17 protein-coding genes are annotated in these 17,022 nt (G+C 36.5%); 7 read left to right on the top strand and 10 right to left on the bottom strand.

Features of this window, described 5'->3' with window-relative positions:
* The first annotated feature begins 5 nt into the window (after nt 1–5).
* The 4 genes from LC457_RS16370 to LC457_RS16385 all read left to right on the top strand — a co-directional run bounded on the left by LC457_RS16370 (nt 6) and on the right by LC457_RS16385 (nt 3,833).
* Nucleotides 6–1,127 carry a carboxylate-amine ligase gene (locus LC457_RS16370; RefSeq protein ID WP_223600840.1) on the top strand — a complete coding sequence of 374 codons (1,122 nt, stop codon included), beginning with the start codon at nt 6–8 and terminating at the stop codon, nt 1,125–1,127.
* 33 nt (nt 1,128–1,160) lie between these two features.
* A complete protein-coding gene (locus LC457_RS16375; RefSeq protein ID WP_223600841.1) occupies nt 1,161–1,994 on the top strand; it encodes a type 1 glutamine amidotransferase in 834 nt (277 codons plus the stop codon).
* Between the two features lie 178 nt (nt 1,995–2,172).
* Nucleotides 2,173–3,351, top strand: a complete 1,179-nt coding sequence (locus tag LC457_RS16380) for a hypothetical protein (RefSeq protein WP_223600842.1) — start codon at nt 2,173–2,175, stop codon at nt 3,349–3,351.
* Between the two features lie 23 nt (nt 3,352–3,374).
* The gene (locus tag LC457_RS16385; protein WP_223600843.1) at nt 3,375–3,833 is read left to right on the top strand and encodes a hypothetical protein; all 459 of its coding nucleotides are present in this window, start codon (nt 3,375–3,377) and stop codon (nt 3,831–3,833) included.
* A gap of 38 nt (nt 3,834–3,871) precedes the next feature.
* Here LC457_RS16385 and cphA read toward each other — a convergent pair whose 3' ends face one another.
* Complete coding sequence (cphA, locus tag LC457_RS16390; protein ID WP_223600844.1) at nt 3,872–6,502, bottom strand: cyanophycin synthetase; 2,631 nt, start codon at nt 6,500–6,502, stop codon at nt 3,872–3,874.
* Nucleotides 6,503–6,703: 201 nt separating this feature from the next.
* On the opposite strand from cphA, the gene LC457_RS16395 reads away from it, so the two are divergent.
* From LC457_RS16395 to LC457_RS16405, 3 genes are all read left to right on the top strand, one after another.
* A complete protein-coding gene (locus LC457_RS16395) occupies nt 6,704–7,591 on the top strand; it encodes a cyanophycinase (protein WP_149833807.1) in 888 nt (295 codons plus the stop codon).
* A 186-nt stretch (nt 7,592–7,777) separates the two neighbouring features.
* Nucleotides 7,778–8,620, top strand: coding sequence for an isoaspartyl peptidase/L-asparaginase (locus LC457_RS16400; protein WP_223600845.1), 843 nt, complete (start codon nt 7,778–7,780; stop codon nt 8,618–8,620).
* 99 nt (nt 8,621–8,719) lie between these two features.
* Entirely contained in the window at nt 8,720–8,956 is a 237-nt protein-coding gene (locus LC457_RS16405; protein ID WP_047425322.1) for a YtxH domain-containing protein, read from the top strand.
* Between the two features lie 93 nt (nt 8,957–9,049).
* On the opposite strand, the gene LC457_RS16410 is transcribed toward LC457_RS16405, so the two are convergent.
* The 9 genes from LC457_RS16410 to LC457_RS16450 form a co-directional block, all read right to left on the bottom strand.
* A complete protein-coding gene (locus LC457_RS16410) occupies nt 9,050–9,841 on the bottom strand; it encodes a bifunctional 2-polyprenyl-6-hydroxyphenol methylase/3-demethylubiquinol 3-O-methyltransferase UbiG (RefSeq protein WP_223600846.1) in 792 nt (263 codons plus the stop codon).
* Nucleotides 9,842–9,900: 59 nt separating this feature from the next.
* Nucleotides 9,901–10,437 (bottom strand): PH domain-containing protein, encoded by a 537-nt coding sequence (locus tag LC457_RS16415; RefSeq protein WP_223600847.1) that lies wholly within the window; start codon nt 10,435–10,437, stop codon nt 9,901–9,903.
* Between the two features lie 64 nt (nt 10,438–10,501).
* Entirely contained in the window at nt 10,502–11,149 is a 648-nt protein-coding gene (locus LC457_RS16420; protein WP_223600848.1) for a GNAT family N-acetyltransferase, read from the bottom strand.
* A 19-nt stretch (nt 11,150–11,168) separates the two neighbouring features.
* Nucleotides 11,169–12,017 carry a PH domain-containing protein gene (locus tag LC457_RS16425; RefSeq protein WP_223600849.1) on the bottom strand — a complete coding sequence of 283 codons (849 nt, stop codon included), beginning with the start codon at nt 12,015–12,017 and terminating at the stop codon, nt 11,169–11,171.
* 10 nt (nt 12,018–12,027) lie between these two features.
* Nucleotides 12,028–12,891: a PH domain-containing protein gene (locus LC457_RS16430; RefSeq protein ID WP_223600850.1), complete on the bottom strand. Its 864-nt coding sequence runs from the start codon at nt 12,889–12,891 to the stop codon at nt 12,028–12,030.
* 210 nt (nt 12,892–13,101) lie between these two features.
* On the bottom strand, nt 13,102–14,451 hold the full coding sequence (hisS, locus tag LC457_RS16435; RefSeq protein WP_223600851.1) for a histidine--tRNA ligase: 1,350 nt from the start codon (nt 14,449–14,451) through the stop codon (nt 13,102–13,104).
* 122 nt (nt 14,452–14,573) lie between these two features.
* Complete coding sequence (locus LC457_RS16440) at nt 14,574–15,026, bottom strand: HRDC domain-containing protein (protein ID WP_223600852.1); 453 nt, start codon at nt 15,024–15,026, stop codon at nt 14,574–14,576.
* 17 nt (nt 15,027–15,043) lie between these two features.
* The gene (locus tag LC457_RS16445) at nt 15,044–15,376 is read right to left on the bottom strand and encodes a single-stranded DNA-binding protein (protein WP_184554386.1); all 333 of its coding nucleotides are present in this window, start codon (nt 15,374–15,376) and stop codon (nt 15,044–15,046) included.
* Nucleotides 15,377–15,927: 551 nt separating this feature from the next.
* Nucleotides 15,928–16,953, bottom strand: a complete 1,026-nt coding sequence (locus tag LC457_RS16450; RefSeq protein WP_223600853.1) for a methyltransferase — start codon at nt 16,951–16,953, stop codon at nt 15,928–15,930.
* Between the last annotated feature and the right edge of the window lie 69 nt (nt 16,954–17,022).

Here is a 17,022-nt window from a genome sequence, read left to right on the forward strand (position 1 = left end):
AACAAATGCATCATCAGTTTACTATTGGAATTGAAGAAGAATATCAGATCATTGATGTCGAAAGCAGAGATCTTGTTTCTCATGTTTCAAAAATCATTGAGGGCGGCAAAGCGGTTTTAAGTGAAAATTTAAAGCACGAAATGCACGAATCCATGATTGAAATGGAAACAGGAATCTGCCAGAATATTCAGGAAGCGAGAGCAGAATTAACGAATTTAAGACGTCATCTTATCAATATTGCCCATGAACAGGGGCTTCGCGTTTCCGGAGGAGGCACACATCCCTTTTCACACTGGTCGGATAACAACATCACCCAAGGCGAAAGATATATCAAAATTGTAGATGATATGGGAGATGTGGCCCGTGAAAACCTTATTTTCGGTTTGCATGTTCATATTGGAATTCCTAATCGTGAAGAAGGCGTGAGAATTCAGAATGTAATGCGTTACTTTCTTCCTCACGTGTATGCTCTTTCTACCAATTCACCATTCTGGATCGGAAGATATACAGGTTTTAAATCTTACAGACAGGAAATCTTCGTAAAATTCCCCAGAACCGGTATTCCAAGTTATTTTAACTCTCTGGCAGAATTTGACAGCTATGTAGATCTTCTGGTGAAAACAGGAACCATCGACAATGCTAAGAAAATATGGTGGGATCTGCGCGTACATCCGTTCTACCCTACCATTGAATTCAGAATCTGCGATATGCCCCTGAGAATTGATGAAACGGTGTGCCTTGCAGCTATTATGCAGTGCCTTGTTGCTAAAATCTATAAGCTTCATCAGCAAAATCTGAGTTTCAGAAGCTACAGAAGACTGCTGTTGAATGAAAATAAATGGCGCGCTTCCAAAAGTGGTATTGAAGCCCATCTGATTGATTTCGGAAAAGAAGAATCCGTTCCATATCCTCATTTGTTAAAAGAACTTCTGGAGTTTATTGATGATGTGGTAGATGATCTGGGATGTCGCCAAGAAGTAGAATATGCCTGGAAAATTCTTGAAAACGGAACCGGTGCAGACAGACAGCTTCAGATCTTCAAGGAGACGGGCGATCTCACGAAAGTTGTTGATTATATGATCTCTGAAACGGAGTATGGCATAACACATGGTGAACCTGCTTCATAATATTTTTGGTAACTTTACAAAAAATATGATGTAATGAAAAATATTCGAATTGCTCTGCTTGACATGAACAACAATCATGTGAATCAAGGTTTTAGGAACATTAAAGAAATTTCTGAAGCATTTCAGCAGAACTCTGAAGAAAATGTTGTCATCAAAACGTTTGATGTAAGATATAAAGATGAAATGCCCGAAATCGGAGATTTTGATATATTTATTTCTTCTGGCGGACCGGGAAACCCACATCGGGAAGGTTTGGCGTGGGAAGACAGATTTGCCCATTTTCTGGATTCCGTTTTAGAGCATAATAAATTCAGTGAAGGTAAAAAATACCTTTTTCTGATTTGCCATTCATTCCAGTTGGCAAGTATTCACTGGAATCTTGGTAATATCTGTAAAAGAAAGTCTTATTCCTTTGGAGTAATGCCTGTTCATAAAACAGATGAAGGCAAAGAGGAATTCCTGTTCAGAAATCTTCAGGATCCTTTTTATGCAGTAGATTCCAGAGCTTATCAGTTTATTGAGCCGGATCATGACCGTTTTGAAGAACTTGGAATGACTGTCATGGCAATTGAAAAATTCCGTCCTCATATCAATCTGGAAAGAGCGGTAATGGCGGTTCGTTTTTCGGAAGAAATATTCGGAACACAGTTTCACCCTGAAGCCAATCCTGAATCTCTGATTGAAAATCTGAAAGATGAAAAAAACAGAGAAGCCATGATCGAAAATTTCGGAATGGAAAAATATCTTGAAACCATGGACAGAATAGACGATGAAGACAAAATCATCCTCACCAGGAATCAGATTCTTCCAAGATTCCTTCAGTTTGCAAAAAAAAACATTTTGAAAGAAGCTGAGACTTTGGTTTAAAAGGCTGGAAGCTGGAAGTTATTTTCAGTTAAGACTACTGAAGATCCTTTTATTCATGAACTGACAGGATAAATATTTTCATGTTTAAGAACTTCGCTCTCCTAGTTTCCAGTTCCTTACTACATAATAACAATCGGGCAGAAATGCTCGATTTTTTAACATCACAAAAGAAAAAAATATGATCCCAAAATACAGAAAACAGTACAATCAGGAGTTTTCGGATGAAAAATACAATCAATTAAAAAATATACTGGCAGAAAAAGGAGGTACAGCACCTACTTTCAGGGTTTCCGAAAGCCCTATTTTTTTGACTAAAGAGTTTGAAAGTAAACTTATCGATGCCAGCGAAAGTATCATCAGCCAGATCAAGGCTATGCCCACAGAAGTACTTCAGAAAGCTGTACCTGAAAACTGCAGGGTTCCCAATGATACGGACCAACCCCATTTTTTCACCATAGATTTTGGAGTCTGCAAAAATGAGAACGGAGAAATAGAGCCTCAACTAATAGAGCTTCAAGCGTTTCCTTCTTTATATGCTTTTCAGAAAGTATATGAGGAAACCTATTGTGAAGTCTACCCTTTTCTTTCGGAAATCAAAAATCCAATGCCTCATGAAACTTTTAAGAACTATTTAAAAGAATTAATTGTAGGAGATGAAAATCCTGAAAATGTAATCCTTCTTGAAATATTCCCGGAAAAACAGAAAACAGCGATTGATTTTGCTTTAACAGAAAAATTATTGGGAATAAAAACCGTATGTCTGACGAAAGTAAAAAAAGAAGGCAAGAAACTGTATTATGAAAATAACGGAAAGCTTACCGAAATCAAGAGAATTTACAACCGTGTTATATTTGATGAACTGGACAATATTCCCAATCTTACCACAGAATTTGATTTCCGTGAAGAAGTAGATGTTCAATGGATCACCCACCCCAATTGGTTCTTTAAAATTTCAAAATTTCTTTTACCTTTATTACAACATCAGTTTGTCCCGAAGAGTTATTTTCTGCATGAATTCCCGGAAAATGAAAACCTTGAAGATTTTGTTTTGAAACCTTTATTTTCATTCGCAGGAAGCGGAGTCAATTTAAATCCGACAAAAGAAGTTACAGACTCTATTCAGGATAAAGAAAACTATATTTTGCAGAGAAAAGTCCACTATGAACCCATTTTTGAAGATATCAACGGAGAATTTTCAAAAGCAGAGATCCGTTTGTTGTATATTTGGAGGGAAAATGACGAACGCCCTATCCTACTGGAAAATCTTGGAAGAATGACAAAAGCCGCCATGGTCAATGTAGATTTCAATAAAAAAGATGCCATCTGGATCGGTAGTTCGAATGCTTTTTTTGGATAGACAACTTATAAAACTAATAATACATGGAAGAAAAGTCAACAGCTTTTGCAGAATTTGACAATAACATTTTAACACGAAGAAGAAATCTATTACCCACCTGGATTAAAGTTTTCTTATGGATATTTTTAATCGGAGGTGCATTATCTGCTATTTTTTTGATAGCAGGCTCACTGATGACTCATGTCTCTTTATCTATATACGGGATAAGTGCTAACCATCCCTATTCAATGACAGGACTTTTGATCTGCTTTTTATTTTTGTTTAAAGGTATTGTTGCTTATGGACTTTGGTTTGAACAAAATTGGGCAGTACAGGCTGCAATAGTTGACGCAATCATAGGAATTGGGATTTGCCTCATTATGATGGTCATTATTCCATTTACCATTCCAACAATCAGCTTTACAATCAGATTAGAACTTATTCCTTTGTATTTTTATCTTAAAAAAATGCAGAACATAAAGAAAACCTGGGAAAGCTTATAAAAAACAAAACCTCCGAAATTTCCGGAGGTTTATTTTTTTTAAATATTCTTATCGTCTTCCAACAGCTCCTTGGCCTGATATTCCTGAACCAGGTCAATAGCATTGGAAATAACATCGCTTAAAGCAGTGATAAATGTTCCTTCTTCTGCCATTCCTATCGCATGTTTCAAAGCTTCAATTTCTTTAGGAATGATCTCGTAGCTGACATCTCTTCCTGCAACATTAATACCATCAATAATCAACCCATTGATTTCTTCTTCCGTTCTTCCTCGAAGATGTTTCTCATTTCGGATGATAATATAGTCAAACATTCTTCCGGCAATCTTTCCACACTCTCTGATATCATTATCTCTTCTGTCTCCAACACCGGAAATAATCCCGATTTTCTTCGTAGACTCAACATTTTTCAGATAGTCTTCAATGGCTTCGTATCCTGATGGATTATGAGCAAAATCGATCAGTACCTTAAAATTTTTAAACTTAAAGACATTCAACCTTCCCGGTGTAAGCTGAGCACTTGGAATAAATGTTCTCAAAGAATTGGAAATATCTTCAATTCCGAATCCATAAAGGTAACTTGCCAAACTGGCTGCCAAAACATTTTCAATCATGAATCTGGCTTTCCCTTCCATGGTGATCGGGAAATCTTTGGCTTTTCCTATTCTGATTTTCCAGTCTCCTTTTTTAATGGTTACAAATCCTTCTTCATACACGCATGTGATTTTTCCTTCTTTCGCAAATTTTACAATATGAGGGTTGTTTTCATCCATACTGAAAATCGCTACGTTGGAATCAAGATCATTCACGATCCTCATGGAATATTGATTATCTGCGTTCAGCACGCTCCAGCCACTCTTTTTAACACTATCGAGTACAACACGTTTTACTTTGGTAAGATCCTTCAAACTGTGAATATCATTCATTCCCAAATGATCTTCCTCAATATTGGTCAAAACTCCGATGTCACATTGTGAAAAACCAAGCCCGGAACGTAAAATCCCACCTCTGGCAGTTTCCAGTACTGCAAATTCTACCGTTGGATCTTTCAAGATAAATTCTGCTGAAAGTGGTCCTGTAGTGTCTCCTTTTGACAGCATTGTATTTTGAATGTAAATTCCGTCCGAAGTCGTGAATCCCACTCTGTAACCATTACTTTTTACAATATGTGAAATAAGTCTTGTAGTCGTGGTTTTCCCATTCGTGCCCGTCACAGCAATAATTGGAATGGTAAAAGGTTTCCCTTGCGGATAAAGCATATCTACCACCGGTGCAGCAACGTTTCTTGGAAGCCCTTCGCTTGGAGCCAGGTGCATTCTGAAACCCGGAGCAGCATTGACCTCAATAATAGCTCCACCACTTTCTTTTAAAGGTTGAGTCAGGTTCTCTGCCATCACATCAATACCGCAGACATCCAATCCGATAATTTTGGAAATTCTTTCTGCCATCGTGATATTTTCCGGATGCACCATATCTGTTACATCAATGGATGTTCCACCGGTTGAAAGATTCGCCGTTGATTTCAGGTAGACCACTTCTCCCCTTTGAGGAATGGTCTCCAGCGTATATTGAAGCTTTTCAAGAAGTTCCAATGTATCTTTATCTACCTCAATCTCAGTAAGAACATTTTCATGGCCATATCCTCTTCTCGGGTCTTTGTTTTCTTTATCAATAAGCTGTTGAAGGTTCAGTTCGCCATCTCCTACAACATGGGCAGGCACTCTTCTTGCTGCCGCCACCATCTTATTATTGATCACCAGTATACGGAAATCATAACCTGTGATATATTTTTCAACAATTACTTTTCTGGAATATTTCTGAGCATGTTCCAGACCAATTTTAGCAGATTCCCATTCGGTGACATTAATGGAAGATCCTTTTCCGTGATTTCCATCCAAAGGTTTCAACACAATCGGATAGCCAATTTTTCTGATCACAGCATTTAATCCTTCTTCATCTACGACCAAATCACCAATCGGTACAGGAATCGCTGCATCATGAAGCATTCTTTTGGTTAATTCTTTATTACATGCGATATCAACGGCAATGGAACTTGTTTTTCCGGTAATGGTAGCCTGAAACCTTTGTTGATTTACTCCATAACCCAATTGAACCAGAGAGTTTGTTCCCAGTCTGATCCAGGGAATTCTTCTTGAAGCAGCTTCTTCTACAATACTTCCTGTAGAAGGCCCAAGGCGGACACGTTCTCTGATTTCTTTTAATCTATGAATGCAGGCATTTAAATCATAATCCTTCCCTTCTATAAGGGCTTCTGCAATCTTTGTTGCTTCTTCAGCAGCATAGATCCCTGCATTTTCTTCAATATAGTTGAAAACTACATTATATACTCCCGGAGTTTTTGTCTCCCGGGTTCTTCCAAACCCTACATCCATTCCCGCCAGGGTCTGTATTTCCAAAGCAATATGCTCAATGACATGCCCCATCCAGGTTCCGGTTTCCACTCTATGGAAAAAACCACCTTCCACTCCTTCCGAGCATCGATGGGTAATCAATGAGGGTATTAATTTTTCAATCCTTTCCCTGAATCCTTCGATTTTATTGGTAGGATAATTCTCCATTTCTTCTAAGTCTAACCTCATCTGTATCAGCTTCTTTCTTCTGATGCTCCAGATGTTTGGACCGCGTAGTGCCTGAATCTTTTCGATTTTCATAGTCTATTGGCATTTTAACAGTTAACAATAACTCCTTTCATAGCCAAAGATAATGTAAAACCCCAAACAAAACCATAGCAAATTTAAAGATTTGTTAAAAAACAATTAATTTTAATTAACATTCCTAAAACATTAAAAATCAACGAAAGATGGCATGAAATTAGCCAATGAATGTGAATTATTTTTTAATTTTGTACAATGATGAAACCTGTTGGAAAATTAATAGTTATCGGAGGCGCTGTAAACAAAGGCAGTTTTGCTGAAACCGATTATGACCAGAATATAGAAAAGAATCTTAATTTTTTTGAGCGTGGGATCTTAAGGAAGATCATCAACGAATCAAAACTCAAGGAAGATTCTGTTATTGAAATTGTAACAACCGCCTCTCAAATCCCTCAGATTGTAGGTTCTGAATACAAAAAGGCATTTGAATTTCTGGGTGCTAAAAATGTAAATGTTCTGGACATCCACAACCGTGAAGAAGCCAATTCTGACGCGATGGTGGCAAGAGCCAATGCTGCTGATGTCATGATGTTCACCGGAGGAGATCAGCTAAGACTGACTTCTATTCTCGGAGGAACAAGATTCCATGATACAATTCTATTAAAATACCAGGAGCAGGATTTCATTTATTCCGGAACTTCTGCTGGAGCTGCTGCTGCATCTGAAAATATGATCTATCAGGGAAGCAGTTCTGAAGCATTGTTGAAAGGAGAAATCAAAACCACACAGGGATTAGGTTTGATTGATAATGTCATTATTGATACACACTTTGTACAGCGTGGCAGAATCGGACGTCTTTTTCAGGCTGTAGTCAACAATCCAAGAACACTGGGAATAGGACTAGGAGAAGATACCGGACTTTTCATTCATAACGATGTAATGACCGCTGTAGGTTCCGGTCTTGTCATTCTGGTAGACGGAAGATTTATTAAAGATACCAACCTTACCAATATCAATCTTGGAGAACCTATTTCTATTGATAATTTAACGGTACATGTCATGTCTATGAATGATCATTATGATCTTACCACAAAGACCTTAACTATTGAGAATTCTCAGTTTAATCCAATACCACAGGATAAATAGTACGGGTTGCGGGGTTTTGAGATTCGATTTTCAAAAGACAATAAGCTCGAAATCCCGGAACACGAAACTCGTATTAATACAGGATATGAATAAATTTCTTATCTTTTCTTCCTATTTAATGATCGGGCTTTGTAATAATTGACAGCAATAAACCCGAAGCCACGGAACACGAAACCCTTATCTATTATGAAAATCATTATCCACGGAGGTTTTTTCTCAGAAAGTGACCAAAGCCATGAAGTAAAAACAGCAAAACAGGATTCTTTAAAAGAAATTGCCCAAAAAGCATTTGAATATCTTACAACCCATTCAGCTTTTGATACCGTTGCTTATGCCGTTTCATTGCTGGAGGATGATCCGTTATATAACGCGGGAATTGGTTCTCAGATTCAGAGCGATGGTATTATCCGTATGAGTGCTGCTATTATGAATGGTGAAACTCAGAAGCTAAGCGGTGTCATCAATATTCAGGATGTAAAGAACCCTATTTTTGTGGCTAAAGATCTTATTGGTGAAGATGACAGGGTTTTAGGAGGCCACGGTGCAAAAATCTATGCCACGGAGCATGGTTTTGAGAATTTTTCTACAGAAATTCCTCAGAGAAGAAGTGAATATGAAGCCAAACTGGCTAACGGAGGTAAAGGAACGGTAGGCTGTGTAGCGATTGATCAAGAAGGAAAACTGGCTGTTGCTACGTCTACGGGAGGAAAAGGTTTTGAGATCCCGGGAAGGATTTCAGATTCTGCCACAGTGGCTGGAAATTATGCCAATGCCTTCTGTGCTGTAAGCTGTACCGGTGTGGGGGAAGACATTGTGAGCAATGCTACTGCCACAAAAATTGTAACGAGGGTTACAGATGGGATGAGCCTTCAACAGGCTTTCAGCAAGACATTTGATGAACTTAAAACCATCGATGGATTCGCAGGAGCTATCGCTATTGATAAAGACGGAAATCTTTATCATCAGGATTCTTATCCTACTATGGTTTTCGCCAGTTTTGATGGCAAAAATTTTGAAGTCTTTTCTTAATTTTAACATTTTTTTATAAGTCAATTTATTTTTTTGGCACGTATTTTACATTATTAGTAATAACAAATTTTAATATTAATACATAAAAAAATAGAAATCATGGGAAACAAAACAAAAGGTATATTAGCTTTATTAGGTTTAGGTGCATTAGCTTATTGGAAATATAAGAATTCAAGCCCTGAAGATCAACAGGCGGTAAAAGACAAAATCAATACTGCAAAAGATAATCTTAACAAATGGGGAAATGACCTTAAAACAAAAGCCAATGACGTTGCTTCCCAGGTTCAAAATAAAGTGGACGAAGTAAAGACAAAGGCTGAAGATTCTCTTAGCTAGACAAAAGCAGTTTTTTTAACATTCATATATAGGAAAAGTCATCGTAATCAGTATTACGATGACTTTTTATTTTGAAAGCTTTTAATTCAGTTTTTATTTTTTCTGTGCTGCCAAAGCAAAAACCAGTGGTATTTTATTTCCAAACTGTGGAATTCTCCATTTACCTTTTTCAAATTCATCTACATGTCTGAAGCAAGGATATGGCGACCAGTCAAATTCCTGAAAAGTATCCAGTTTTAAATCTTTTTTAACCAGATTATCGAGAACTTCTGATAAAGAGTGATTCCACATGACATATTCCTGTATGATGGGCGCAGACTGATCTGCATAGGTTCCTTCATAGGTTTCTACTATCGGTTTTTCATTAAAATAATTGTAAACAACTTTTGTAAAGTCATCATCAAACATCCAGACAACCGGATGAAATTCCGCCATGATAAATTGTCCTCCGGGTTTTAGGAAGTGATTGATAACACCCGCCCATTTTTCAAGATCAGGAAGCCAGCCTATTGTACCGTAACTTGTATACACGATATCAAATTTCTGATCCAGCACATTAGGTAGATCGTATACGTCTGAACAGATAAATTCTGTATCTGTACCACATTTCTGAGCAAGATCTTTCGCTGCATCAATAGCCTGATCAGAAAGATCTATTCCGGTCACTTTAGCACCCATTCTTGACAGGGAAATAGAATCCTGCCCAAAATGGCACTGCAAATGCAGAATACTTTTTCCTTTTATATCTCCCAGAAGCTCCAGTTCTATTGAGTTGAGTGAAGTTCTGCCTTTCAAAAATTCATCTACAAAGTAAAAATCCGACTTCAGGTGCGGTTCAACCTTAGCATTCCATGATTTTTTATTTATTTCTAAGTAATTTTCCATTGTTTTAGTTTTAAAATAGTGTTAATTCTGCTTTTTATTAAAGCTTACTTACGTCCTGATTATAATTTATTCATGAGCTTTTTCTTTTGATCCAAAAATTCTTCCTCACTTAAAACCCCGGATTCTTTTAATCTTCCCAATTGTTCGAGCAGGTCTAAAACACTGGGTTCAGGTGTATTCTGAGTGGAGCCTTCAGGGCGGGACATAAAATCTCTTACCTTTTCACAGAAAAGCTCTGCATGATACCTTCCTACTCCATCTATCTCTACGATATCATCAGTTACCTGAATATCTATGGAAGCCAGCAACACTGCTGTTTCATATTGTATTGAGCTTATTTTGCTGTAGGAAAAGTCCTCTACTTTCAATCCATACATGAATTCTTTATCTACAAAGATCAATCTTCTGTCTGTAGCTACTAAAATGATATGATGATTGTTTGTTTTATTTCTGCCTTCAACGAGATAGACAATTTTTTCGTCTGCTGAAAGAATATCCGGCAGCTCATGAATTTCTTTTCGGGCAAATATGGTAGGACTGATATCCAGTTTTTTAAGTTCCTCTCTTATTTCGTCAAGTCTTGATTTTTCACTCATGGTAACAGTTTATAAGCCTAAATTACTATTTATTGGTGATTAAATATTTAATTTGGTCAAAATATTAAGTTTCGGACGGAATTACGATAGAACTGTGCAGGCAATACATTTTCCAGCCTAACGTTTCATACAACCGCTTTCCTTCTTCTGTTGCTACTAAAAGGTTATTTGAGAATCCTTTTGATAAAGCGATCTTCTCAAGTTCTTTCAATAAAAAAGAAGCGAGCCCTTTTCTTTGATGATTTTTCTCGGTAATAATCCTGTCATATATAGCAGTACCATTGACAAGGGAAACACGGCCTATAGAAGCCTGTTCGCTATTCTCTGCTACAATCCTGACTACAAAAGTGGTGTTATACTCAGAAAATTCTAAGTGATATCCCTCTGCAAGGCTGATTTCCGGAAAATTCATCGGGTGAAAACAGGTCATCATATATCCTTGTGGCTGCAGTTTCCATCTTTCTGGGATTTTATCTATAAATGCTTCAGGAGAAGTAGATACTTTGAGATAAATCCAGGGCTCATCAATTGAATCTGCAAGTTGGAAAAAATCATCATTAAGTTCAGGAAATACAAAACGTTCTTTTTGTTTTTCATCTCCTACCATCACGTGGAAACCGGATTTATACTGAACAGGAAAAGGTACCTCTCTTGATAAGCACCATCCTTTAAGCCAGTTTTCTACTATTTCTGCCGATACTTTGTCCTTCATGATTGGGTTATTAAAAGTTTTATTTCAATTGCTCCAGCAGCTTTTTTTTCTGTTCTGCAAATTCGGAATCGGTCAAAATCCCGTTTTCTCTCAGTTTTCCTAATTTCTCAAGCTGATTAAAAATTTCTTCTGATGACACTGAAACACTTTTGTCTGCTGGATCAATTTGTTTCGGAGATTGTTCTTTCGGCTTATTATAATGAGGACTTATGATATCATAGAACTTTTCTGCATCTTCCTTATCCATATAGCATTCAAACTCAACTACTCTTTCGTCCAAATGCAGTTTAATGATCGGAGATCTCGGATGTGTTACAAAGCTTACCGAATTTATGGTCTCATTACGGTAATCATTAATCTTTGCTGCACCAAACATTCCTTTTGATACAGAAATCATCCTTTTTGGAGTTGCCACCAATACCCCTGCATCCAATGTATTGACAAACTGAGCATCTGTAATGGCAATAATCTGTTCCTCTTCGGAAATCAGATAAGGAAGTTCTTTGATTTCTCCTTTCGTAAACATTGAAAGATTGGCATTCAACTTTTCAAGTTCAAATTTTATTTTGCGTTGTCTCCGTTTGTAAACTTCTTTTGAAATTTGGGTTGAATCAGAATCTATTGTTACAGGAAGATTTTGCTGTACCACTGCTGCCGGCAGAACGGATTCTTTTTCCTCTGTTCTCAGCATTTCATTAATATCATCAATACTGAATTTATTGAGATTGTACAGCAATTCTTCATTGATATTGCTCGTTTCATTCAAACATTTATTGCATAAAACATTGCCATCTGAAAGCTTATTAGCTCCCAAAAGCGTATCCATAGAGGTCAATTCTGTTTTACACAATGCACAATTATTACTCATTTTTCCTTTTTTATAATTTATCAAGCAATTTTTTCTTTTGTTCGGCAAATTCAGCCTCTGTCAGCACTCCAATCTCTCTAAGTTTACCCAGTTTTTCCAATTGCTCAAAGATAGCTCCGGAGTCTCCTTTATCTGTAGAATAAACATTTTCCTGAACCAGATCCGGAATCGTTTGGGAAAATGCCTGCAATGGACTTGAATCCCTTCTCAATTCGTTATCAGGATAGTTTGTACTTCTGTTTTTGACATTGGAAAATGCCCTTCCGTCGTTTTTATTGTGCAGTTTAAACTGTGCATCACCTCTATAAGTATTGATTTTCAAGATCGAATACAAAAGATTTTCAAGATGATCAATGGAAGAAATATCCTGAAGGGAAAATTCATTTTTTACAACGCCGCCCAGAAATTTTTTATCAATGAAAGCTACCCTTTTCTGTGTTGAAAATATAATTCCTTCCCTGTTAGTTTGAAGATCAATCCCTTCTGCAATAGCCAGTAGTCTTTCATCTCTGTCCAGAACATTCGCCAATTCATTCACTTCTTCGTTAGCAAGAACACTCAGTCTTGCATTAAGAGCAACAATCTGATCTTTTATTTCATCCAGCCTTGTCGGTGCATCATATTCGTAATGGTTGTTTTGTGCATATTGTGATTCTCCGGTACTCTGGCTTGCATCAATTTTGCTTTTCAGAATCATTCCTGTAATTTCTGCAAAATAAAACTGATCGAGATTATGGATAAGATCTCTGTTGATAGTAACAGCTTTAGTAAAGCATACTGCACACAAATAACCGCCGTCAGCAAGTTTATTTTTACCTACAGACATATCTGTTGCCGTTAGCGGTGTTCCGCACAATGCGCAAATAGTGTTCATCTGGTTTTTATGTTTAAAAGTTTTTATGAATTCAGAGCATAATTTCACCCTGTGATCCAAATTACAAATTCTGAACCGATTTTAAAGATCAAAAATATTTAAATCTTAACACCAATCAAAAAAATAACCACAAAAAAGCTTTTGTGGTTATTTTTCTATTTATATATCCCAAGTAAAATGATATTATATTGGGCAATTTTTTCAATACTATTATCCTAAGAATTCTTCAAGAGAAACGGTTTTCTTTTCACCAGCTTCAAGATCTTTATAGGTAACTGTATTATTTTTAATTTCTTCTTCACCCAGGAAAACAACGTTCTTTATGCCTTTCTTTTCTGCGTAAGTAAACTGCTTATTGATCTTTGCATTTTCAGGATATAATTCTGCTGAAATTCCTTTTGCTCTTAGCTGCATAATCAGTTTTAAAGCTTCTATTGTTTCTTCTCCTCCGGAATTAGCAAACAAATATTCAATTTTGGATGATGCTTCTTCAGGGAAAAGATTCAATTCTTCCATTACCAGATAGATTCTGTCTAACCCGAATGAAATTCCTATTCCCGGAATATTTTTGACGCCAAAAACCTCTGTAAGGTTATCATATCTACCGCCTCCGCCGATGGATCCCATAGCAACCTCATCTGCTTTCACTTCAAAGATAGCACCTGTATAATAATCCAATCCTCTTGCCAGGGTAATATTGAATACAAGATTTTGCATATCAACACCAAGGCTCAGAGACTGTGTAAGGACATATTCAAGTTCTTCTACACCTTTCAAGCCGATTTCATTTCCTGCAAATTTTTCCTTTAGTTGAAGAAGGTTTTCCAATGCATCGTCAGACTGGCTGAAGAGGAAATCCAGTTTATCAATAGATTCCTGAGAAATTTCTCTTTCCAATAATTCTTTTACAACGCCTTCTTTACCGATCTTATCCAGTTTATCTAATGCTACAGTGAAGTCAATCAATTTATCTGTAATTCCTGCATATTCTGCCAATCCGGAAAGGATCTTTCTGTTGTTCATATGAATGGTAACAGGAACTTTCAGGTCTGCAAAAGATTTTAAATACAGCTGAACAAGCTCTACTTCCTGTAATAAGCTTTCACTTCCTACTACATCCGCATCACACTGATAAAATTCTCTATATCTTCCTTTCTGAGGCTTGTCTGCTCTCCAAACAGGCTGAATTTGAGAACGTTTATATGGAAATGTCAGCTTTCCATGATTCATAGCCACGAATCTTGCAAAAGGTACGGTAAGGTCATAACGAAGAGCTTTTTCGGAAATTTGAGAAACAAGTTTCTGATGGTTTTTATGATCCCAGTCTTCCTGATTAACATCAGAAGTATAATCTCCCGAATTTAAAATCTTAAAGATCAAACGGTCTCCTTCTTCTCCGTATTTCCCCGTAAGTGTAGAAAGATTTTCAAAACTTGGAGTTTCCAATGGCTGAAATCCGAATAATTCAAAATTATTCTGTAAAATATTGATGATATATTTTCTTCTGGAAACTTCCTGTGCCGTAAAATCTCTCGTCCCTTTTGCTAAACTTGGCTTCATTTTTTGTATGTCATTTTGATAAATGCAAAAGTACGGAATTGCATGGACTTTACACAGCATTAAAGCTGAAGAAACAATCTTCCCCAGCTTTTTGCTATTGTGTAATCAATTATTCTGAAAAATCACACGCTTTCAAGAATCTCAAGAATCTCTTCACCATAATTTTCAATCTTATGCTTTCCAAACCCTTTGATCTCCAGCAATTCTTCTTTTCTGGCAGGCTTATACTTGGCTACAGATATCAGCTCTTTATTGCTGGCAATGAAATAAGTGGGAAGATTCTGTTCCCTTGCTTTTTCTGATCGCCAGAGTTTCAGAGCATCCAATATTTTTTCTTCATCTGTATTCAAGAAATCATTCTCTGCAGAATATTTAATTGCTTTTGGTTCTTTAACTGTATTTTTTGTCAGTTTCAGATCTTCAAAATACAATATTACAGACCAATACCGTTCTTCACTTACAAAAGCTGTTTCTACTTTCATAATCTCGTGGGTATCCAGAAAATCATCCAGCATTTTCTGATCTCTGTACAGAAATTCTTCCGGAAGTCTTATTTTAAAAACTTTTACTTTCATCATTTGTGTTTTTAGAATTATTTTCCTCCTAATAATAAGATCTCATCTACACGAATTTCTGTGACATACCGCTTCACCCCATCTTTATCATCATATGATCTGTAGGTAAGCTTTCCTTCTATGGCAATTTCTTTTCCCTTGGAAACATACTTCTCAAAAATTTCTGCTGTTTTCCCAAAGGCAATAAGATTGTGCCATTGTGTTTCTTCTACTTTTTCTCCTTTGGCATTCGTATAATGGTCACTTGTTGCTAAGGATACGCTTGCTTTTACATTTCCGTTATCGAAGTTTACCATTTCAACTTCTTTTCCTGTGTAACCAATTAATGTTACTTTGTTTCTTAGTGACATAACTTTTAGATTTTAAAGATTAATAATTCAGATAAGAGACGTTCACTGTTTTTCTCAAATCTCTGTTGCAAAGATTGTGATGTTCCGATATCACAGTCGGTTATAAACTATTTAAATCCGTTTGTAGTCGTTTGAAAACGGATATTACAATAAATAGAATTCTGTAAAAGCAATATTTACCAAGCTTAAAAAACAATAATCATCACTTTTAAAGTAAAAATTAAACGATAGAAAACTATATCCTAAAATATTTTTCTCCTTCAAAAAAAACATAGTAAATAGATGTATTGCCAAGGATTTTTTTTCTAGTTAATTTAGAGATTATTAAAACGATGCAGGAATATATTGGACTTCTGAAAGAGGAAATCGAAAGACTGAAAAAATAGAAAGCATCAAAAATGCTTACCAAAAAAATATATTGAAGTCAGAGTGGAGCTTTTTCTATTCTGACTTTCTTTTTTTAAAAAGAAACATCCTATTAAATGAATAAAAAGGTACTCAACAAAACTATTGAGTACCTTCACTTAATCATCTAAACTTAGAAATGAAATTTATGGCTTTTCACATTCTACAATACTTTTAACTTCAGTCCCGATTTGAACAAGTCTGCTGAACCTCAATCCTGATCTTTCCAAAAGATCTTTAAATTCGTTCAATGTTCTTTCTCTTCCGGTAAGACATGCCATCATTACGATATCAAACAACTTTGAGATGTGGGGTTCATTTCTGCTGTTGTCAGGAATAACGGCGTCTACAATCAATAATTTGGCTCCTTTTGGCATTGCATTGTAACAGACTTTTAGAATCTGTATGCATTCATCATCATTCCAGTCATGGATAATCCATTTCATTGTATACAGGTCTGCACCTGAAGGAACTTTTTCAAAAAAACTTCCTGTAGCAACGGTACAACGGGTTTTTAAATTTTCAGGAATAAGCTGCAATGTTTTTTCAGTAACATGGGCTTCATCAAAGATAATCCCGGAACTTTCTGGTGATGCATTCAACATTGCATACATCATTGCACCATTACCTCCACCTATATCTATTATGGTTTTATAGGGTGTAAAATCATAGTTTTCTACAATACCATTCAGAACCATTCCGGACAAACCAGTCATTCCTCTTCCGAAATTTGCCCCCAGTTCCGGATGTTCCTTGTAATATTGCCAGATATTCATCCCATGAACGTGTTCAAAAGGAACTTTACCTTTCTGGACGGCATAAATAAGGTCTGCAAAACCGGGAAAATGTTCTCCCACATTGGCTATAATGAAGTCTTTTACGGTCCCGGGAACACTTGTTTGCAAAGCTGCTCCTAAATCATTCAATGCAAAAGTTTTACTTTCCAGTTCCTCAAAAATACCTTCACTGCTCAGGGCTCTCATAATCCGGTACAGTTCTTTTTCGTTGGAGTGAGTTTCTGCTGCCAATGCAGAGATTGTTTTGGGGCCATATGCCAGCTGGTCTGCAATATTAAGTTCCGCTGCCGTTTTTACACAGCCTACAAGCCACATCCGGCTAAGTACTTCAAACATTTTCAAAGTAAATTCCGGCTTAACAGGTTGTTTTTTCATAGTAACATTTTTTAATTGGTATTGTCTTAAACAAGTCGTTTATTCATTATCATCAAAACAAGAACAAAC

The organism is Chryseobacterium sp. GVT01B, from assembly GCF_019970045.1.
Classification (GTDB): Bacteria; Bacteroidota; Bacteroidia; order Flavobacteriales; family Weeksellaceae; genus Chryseobacterium.

Excerpts from the sequence above, each read along its gene's own strand:
- LC457_RS16370 (WP_223600840.1), top strand. The coding sequence starts at position 6 with ATGCATCATCAGTTTACTATTGGAATTGAAGAAGAATATCAGATCATT.
- LC457_RS16375 (WP_223600841.1), top strand. The coding sequence starts at position 1,161 with ATGAAAAATATTCGAATTGCTCTGCTTGACATGAACAACAATCATGTG.
- LC457_RS16380 (WP_223600842.1), top strand. The coding sequence starts at position 2,173 with ATGATCCCAAAATACAGAAAACAGTACAATCAGGAGTTTTCGGATGAA.
- LC457_RS16385 (WP_223600843.1), top strand. The coding sequence starts at position 3,375 with ATGGAAGAAAAGTCAACAGCTTTTGCAGAATTTGACAATAACATTTTA.
- cphA (WP_223600844.1), bottom strand. The coding sequence starts at position 6,502 with ATGAAAATCGAAAAGATTCAGGCACTACGCGGTCCAAACATCTGGAGC.
- LC457_RS16395 (WP_149833807.1), top strand. The coding sequence starts at position 6,704 with ATGAAACCTGTTGGAAAATTAATAGTTATCGGAGGCGCTGTAAACAAA.
- LC457_RS16400 (WP_223600845.1), top strand. The coding sequence starts at position 7,778 with ATGAAAATCATTATCCACGGAGGTTTTTTCTCAGAAAGTGACCAAAGC.
- LC457_RS16405 (WP_047425322.1), top strand. The coding sequence starts at position 8,720 with ATGGGAAACAAAACAAAAGGTATATTAGCTTTATTAGGTTTAGGTGCA.
- LC457_RS16410 (WP_223600846.1), bottom strand. The coding sequence starts at position 9,841 with ATGGAAAATTACTTAGAAATAAATAAAAAATCATGGAATGCTAAGGTT.
- LC457_RS16415 (WP_223600847.1), bottom strand. The coding sequence starts at position 10,437 with ATGAGTGAAAAATCAAGACTTGACGAAATAAGAGAGGAACTTAAAAAA.
- LC457_RS16420 (WP_223600848.1), bottom strand. The coding sequence starts at position 11,149 with ATGAAGGACAAAGTATCGGCAGAAATAGTAGAAAACTGGCTTAAAGGA.
- LC457_RS16425 (WP_223600849.1), bottom strand. The coding sequence starts at position 12,017 with ATGAGTAATAATTGTGCATTGTGTAAAACAGAATTGACCTCTATGGAT.
- LC457_RS16430 (WP_223600850.1), bottom strand. The coding sequence starts at position 12,891 with ATGAACACTATTTGCGCATTGTGCGGAACACCGCTAACGGCAACAGAT.
- hisS (WP_223600851.1), bottom strand. The coding sequence starts at position 14,451 with ATGAAGCCAAGTTTAGCAAAAGGGACGAGAGATTTTACGGCACAGGAA.
- LC457_RS16440 (WP_223600852.1), bottom strand. The coding sequence starts at position 15,026 with ATGAAAGTAAAAGTTTTTAAAATAAGACTTCCGGAAGAATTTCTGTAC.
- LC457_RS16445 (WP_184554386.1), bottom strand. The coding sequence starts at position 15,376 with ATGTCACTAAGAAACAAAGTAACATTAATTGGTTACACAGGAAAAGAA.
- LC457_RS16450 (WP_223600853.1), bottom strand. The coding sequence starts at position 16,953 with ATGAAAAAACAACCTGTTAAGCCGGAATTTACTTTGAAAATGTTTGAA.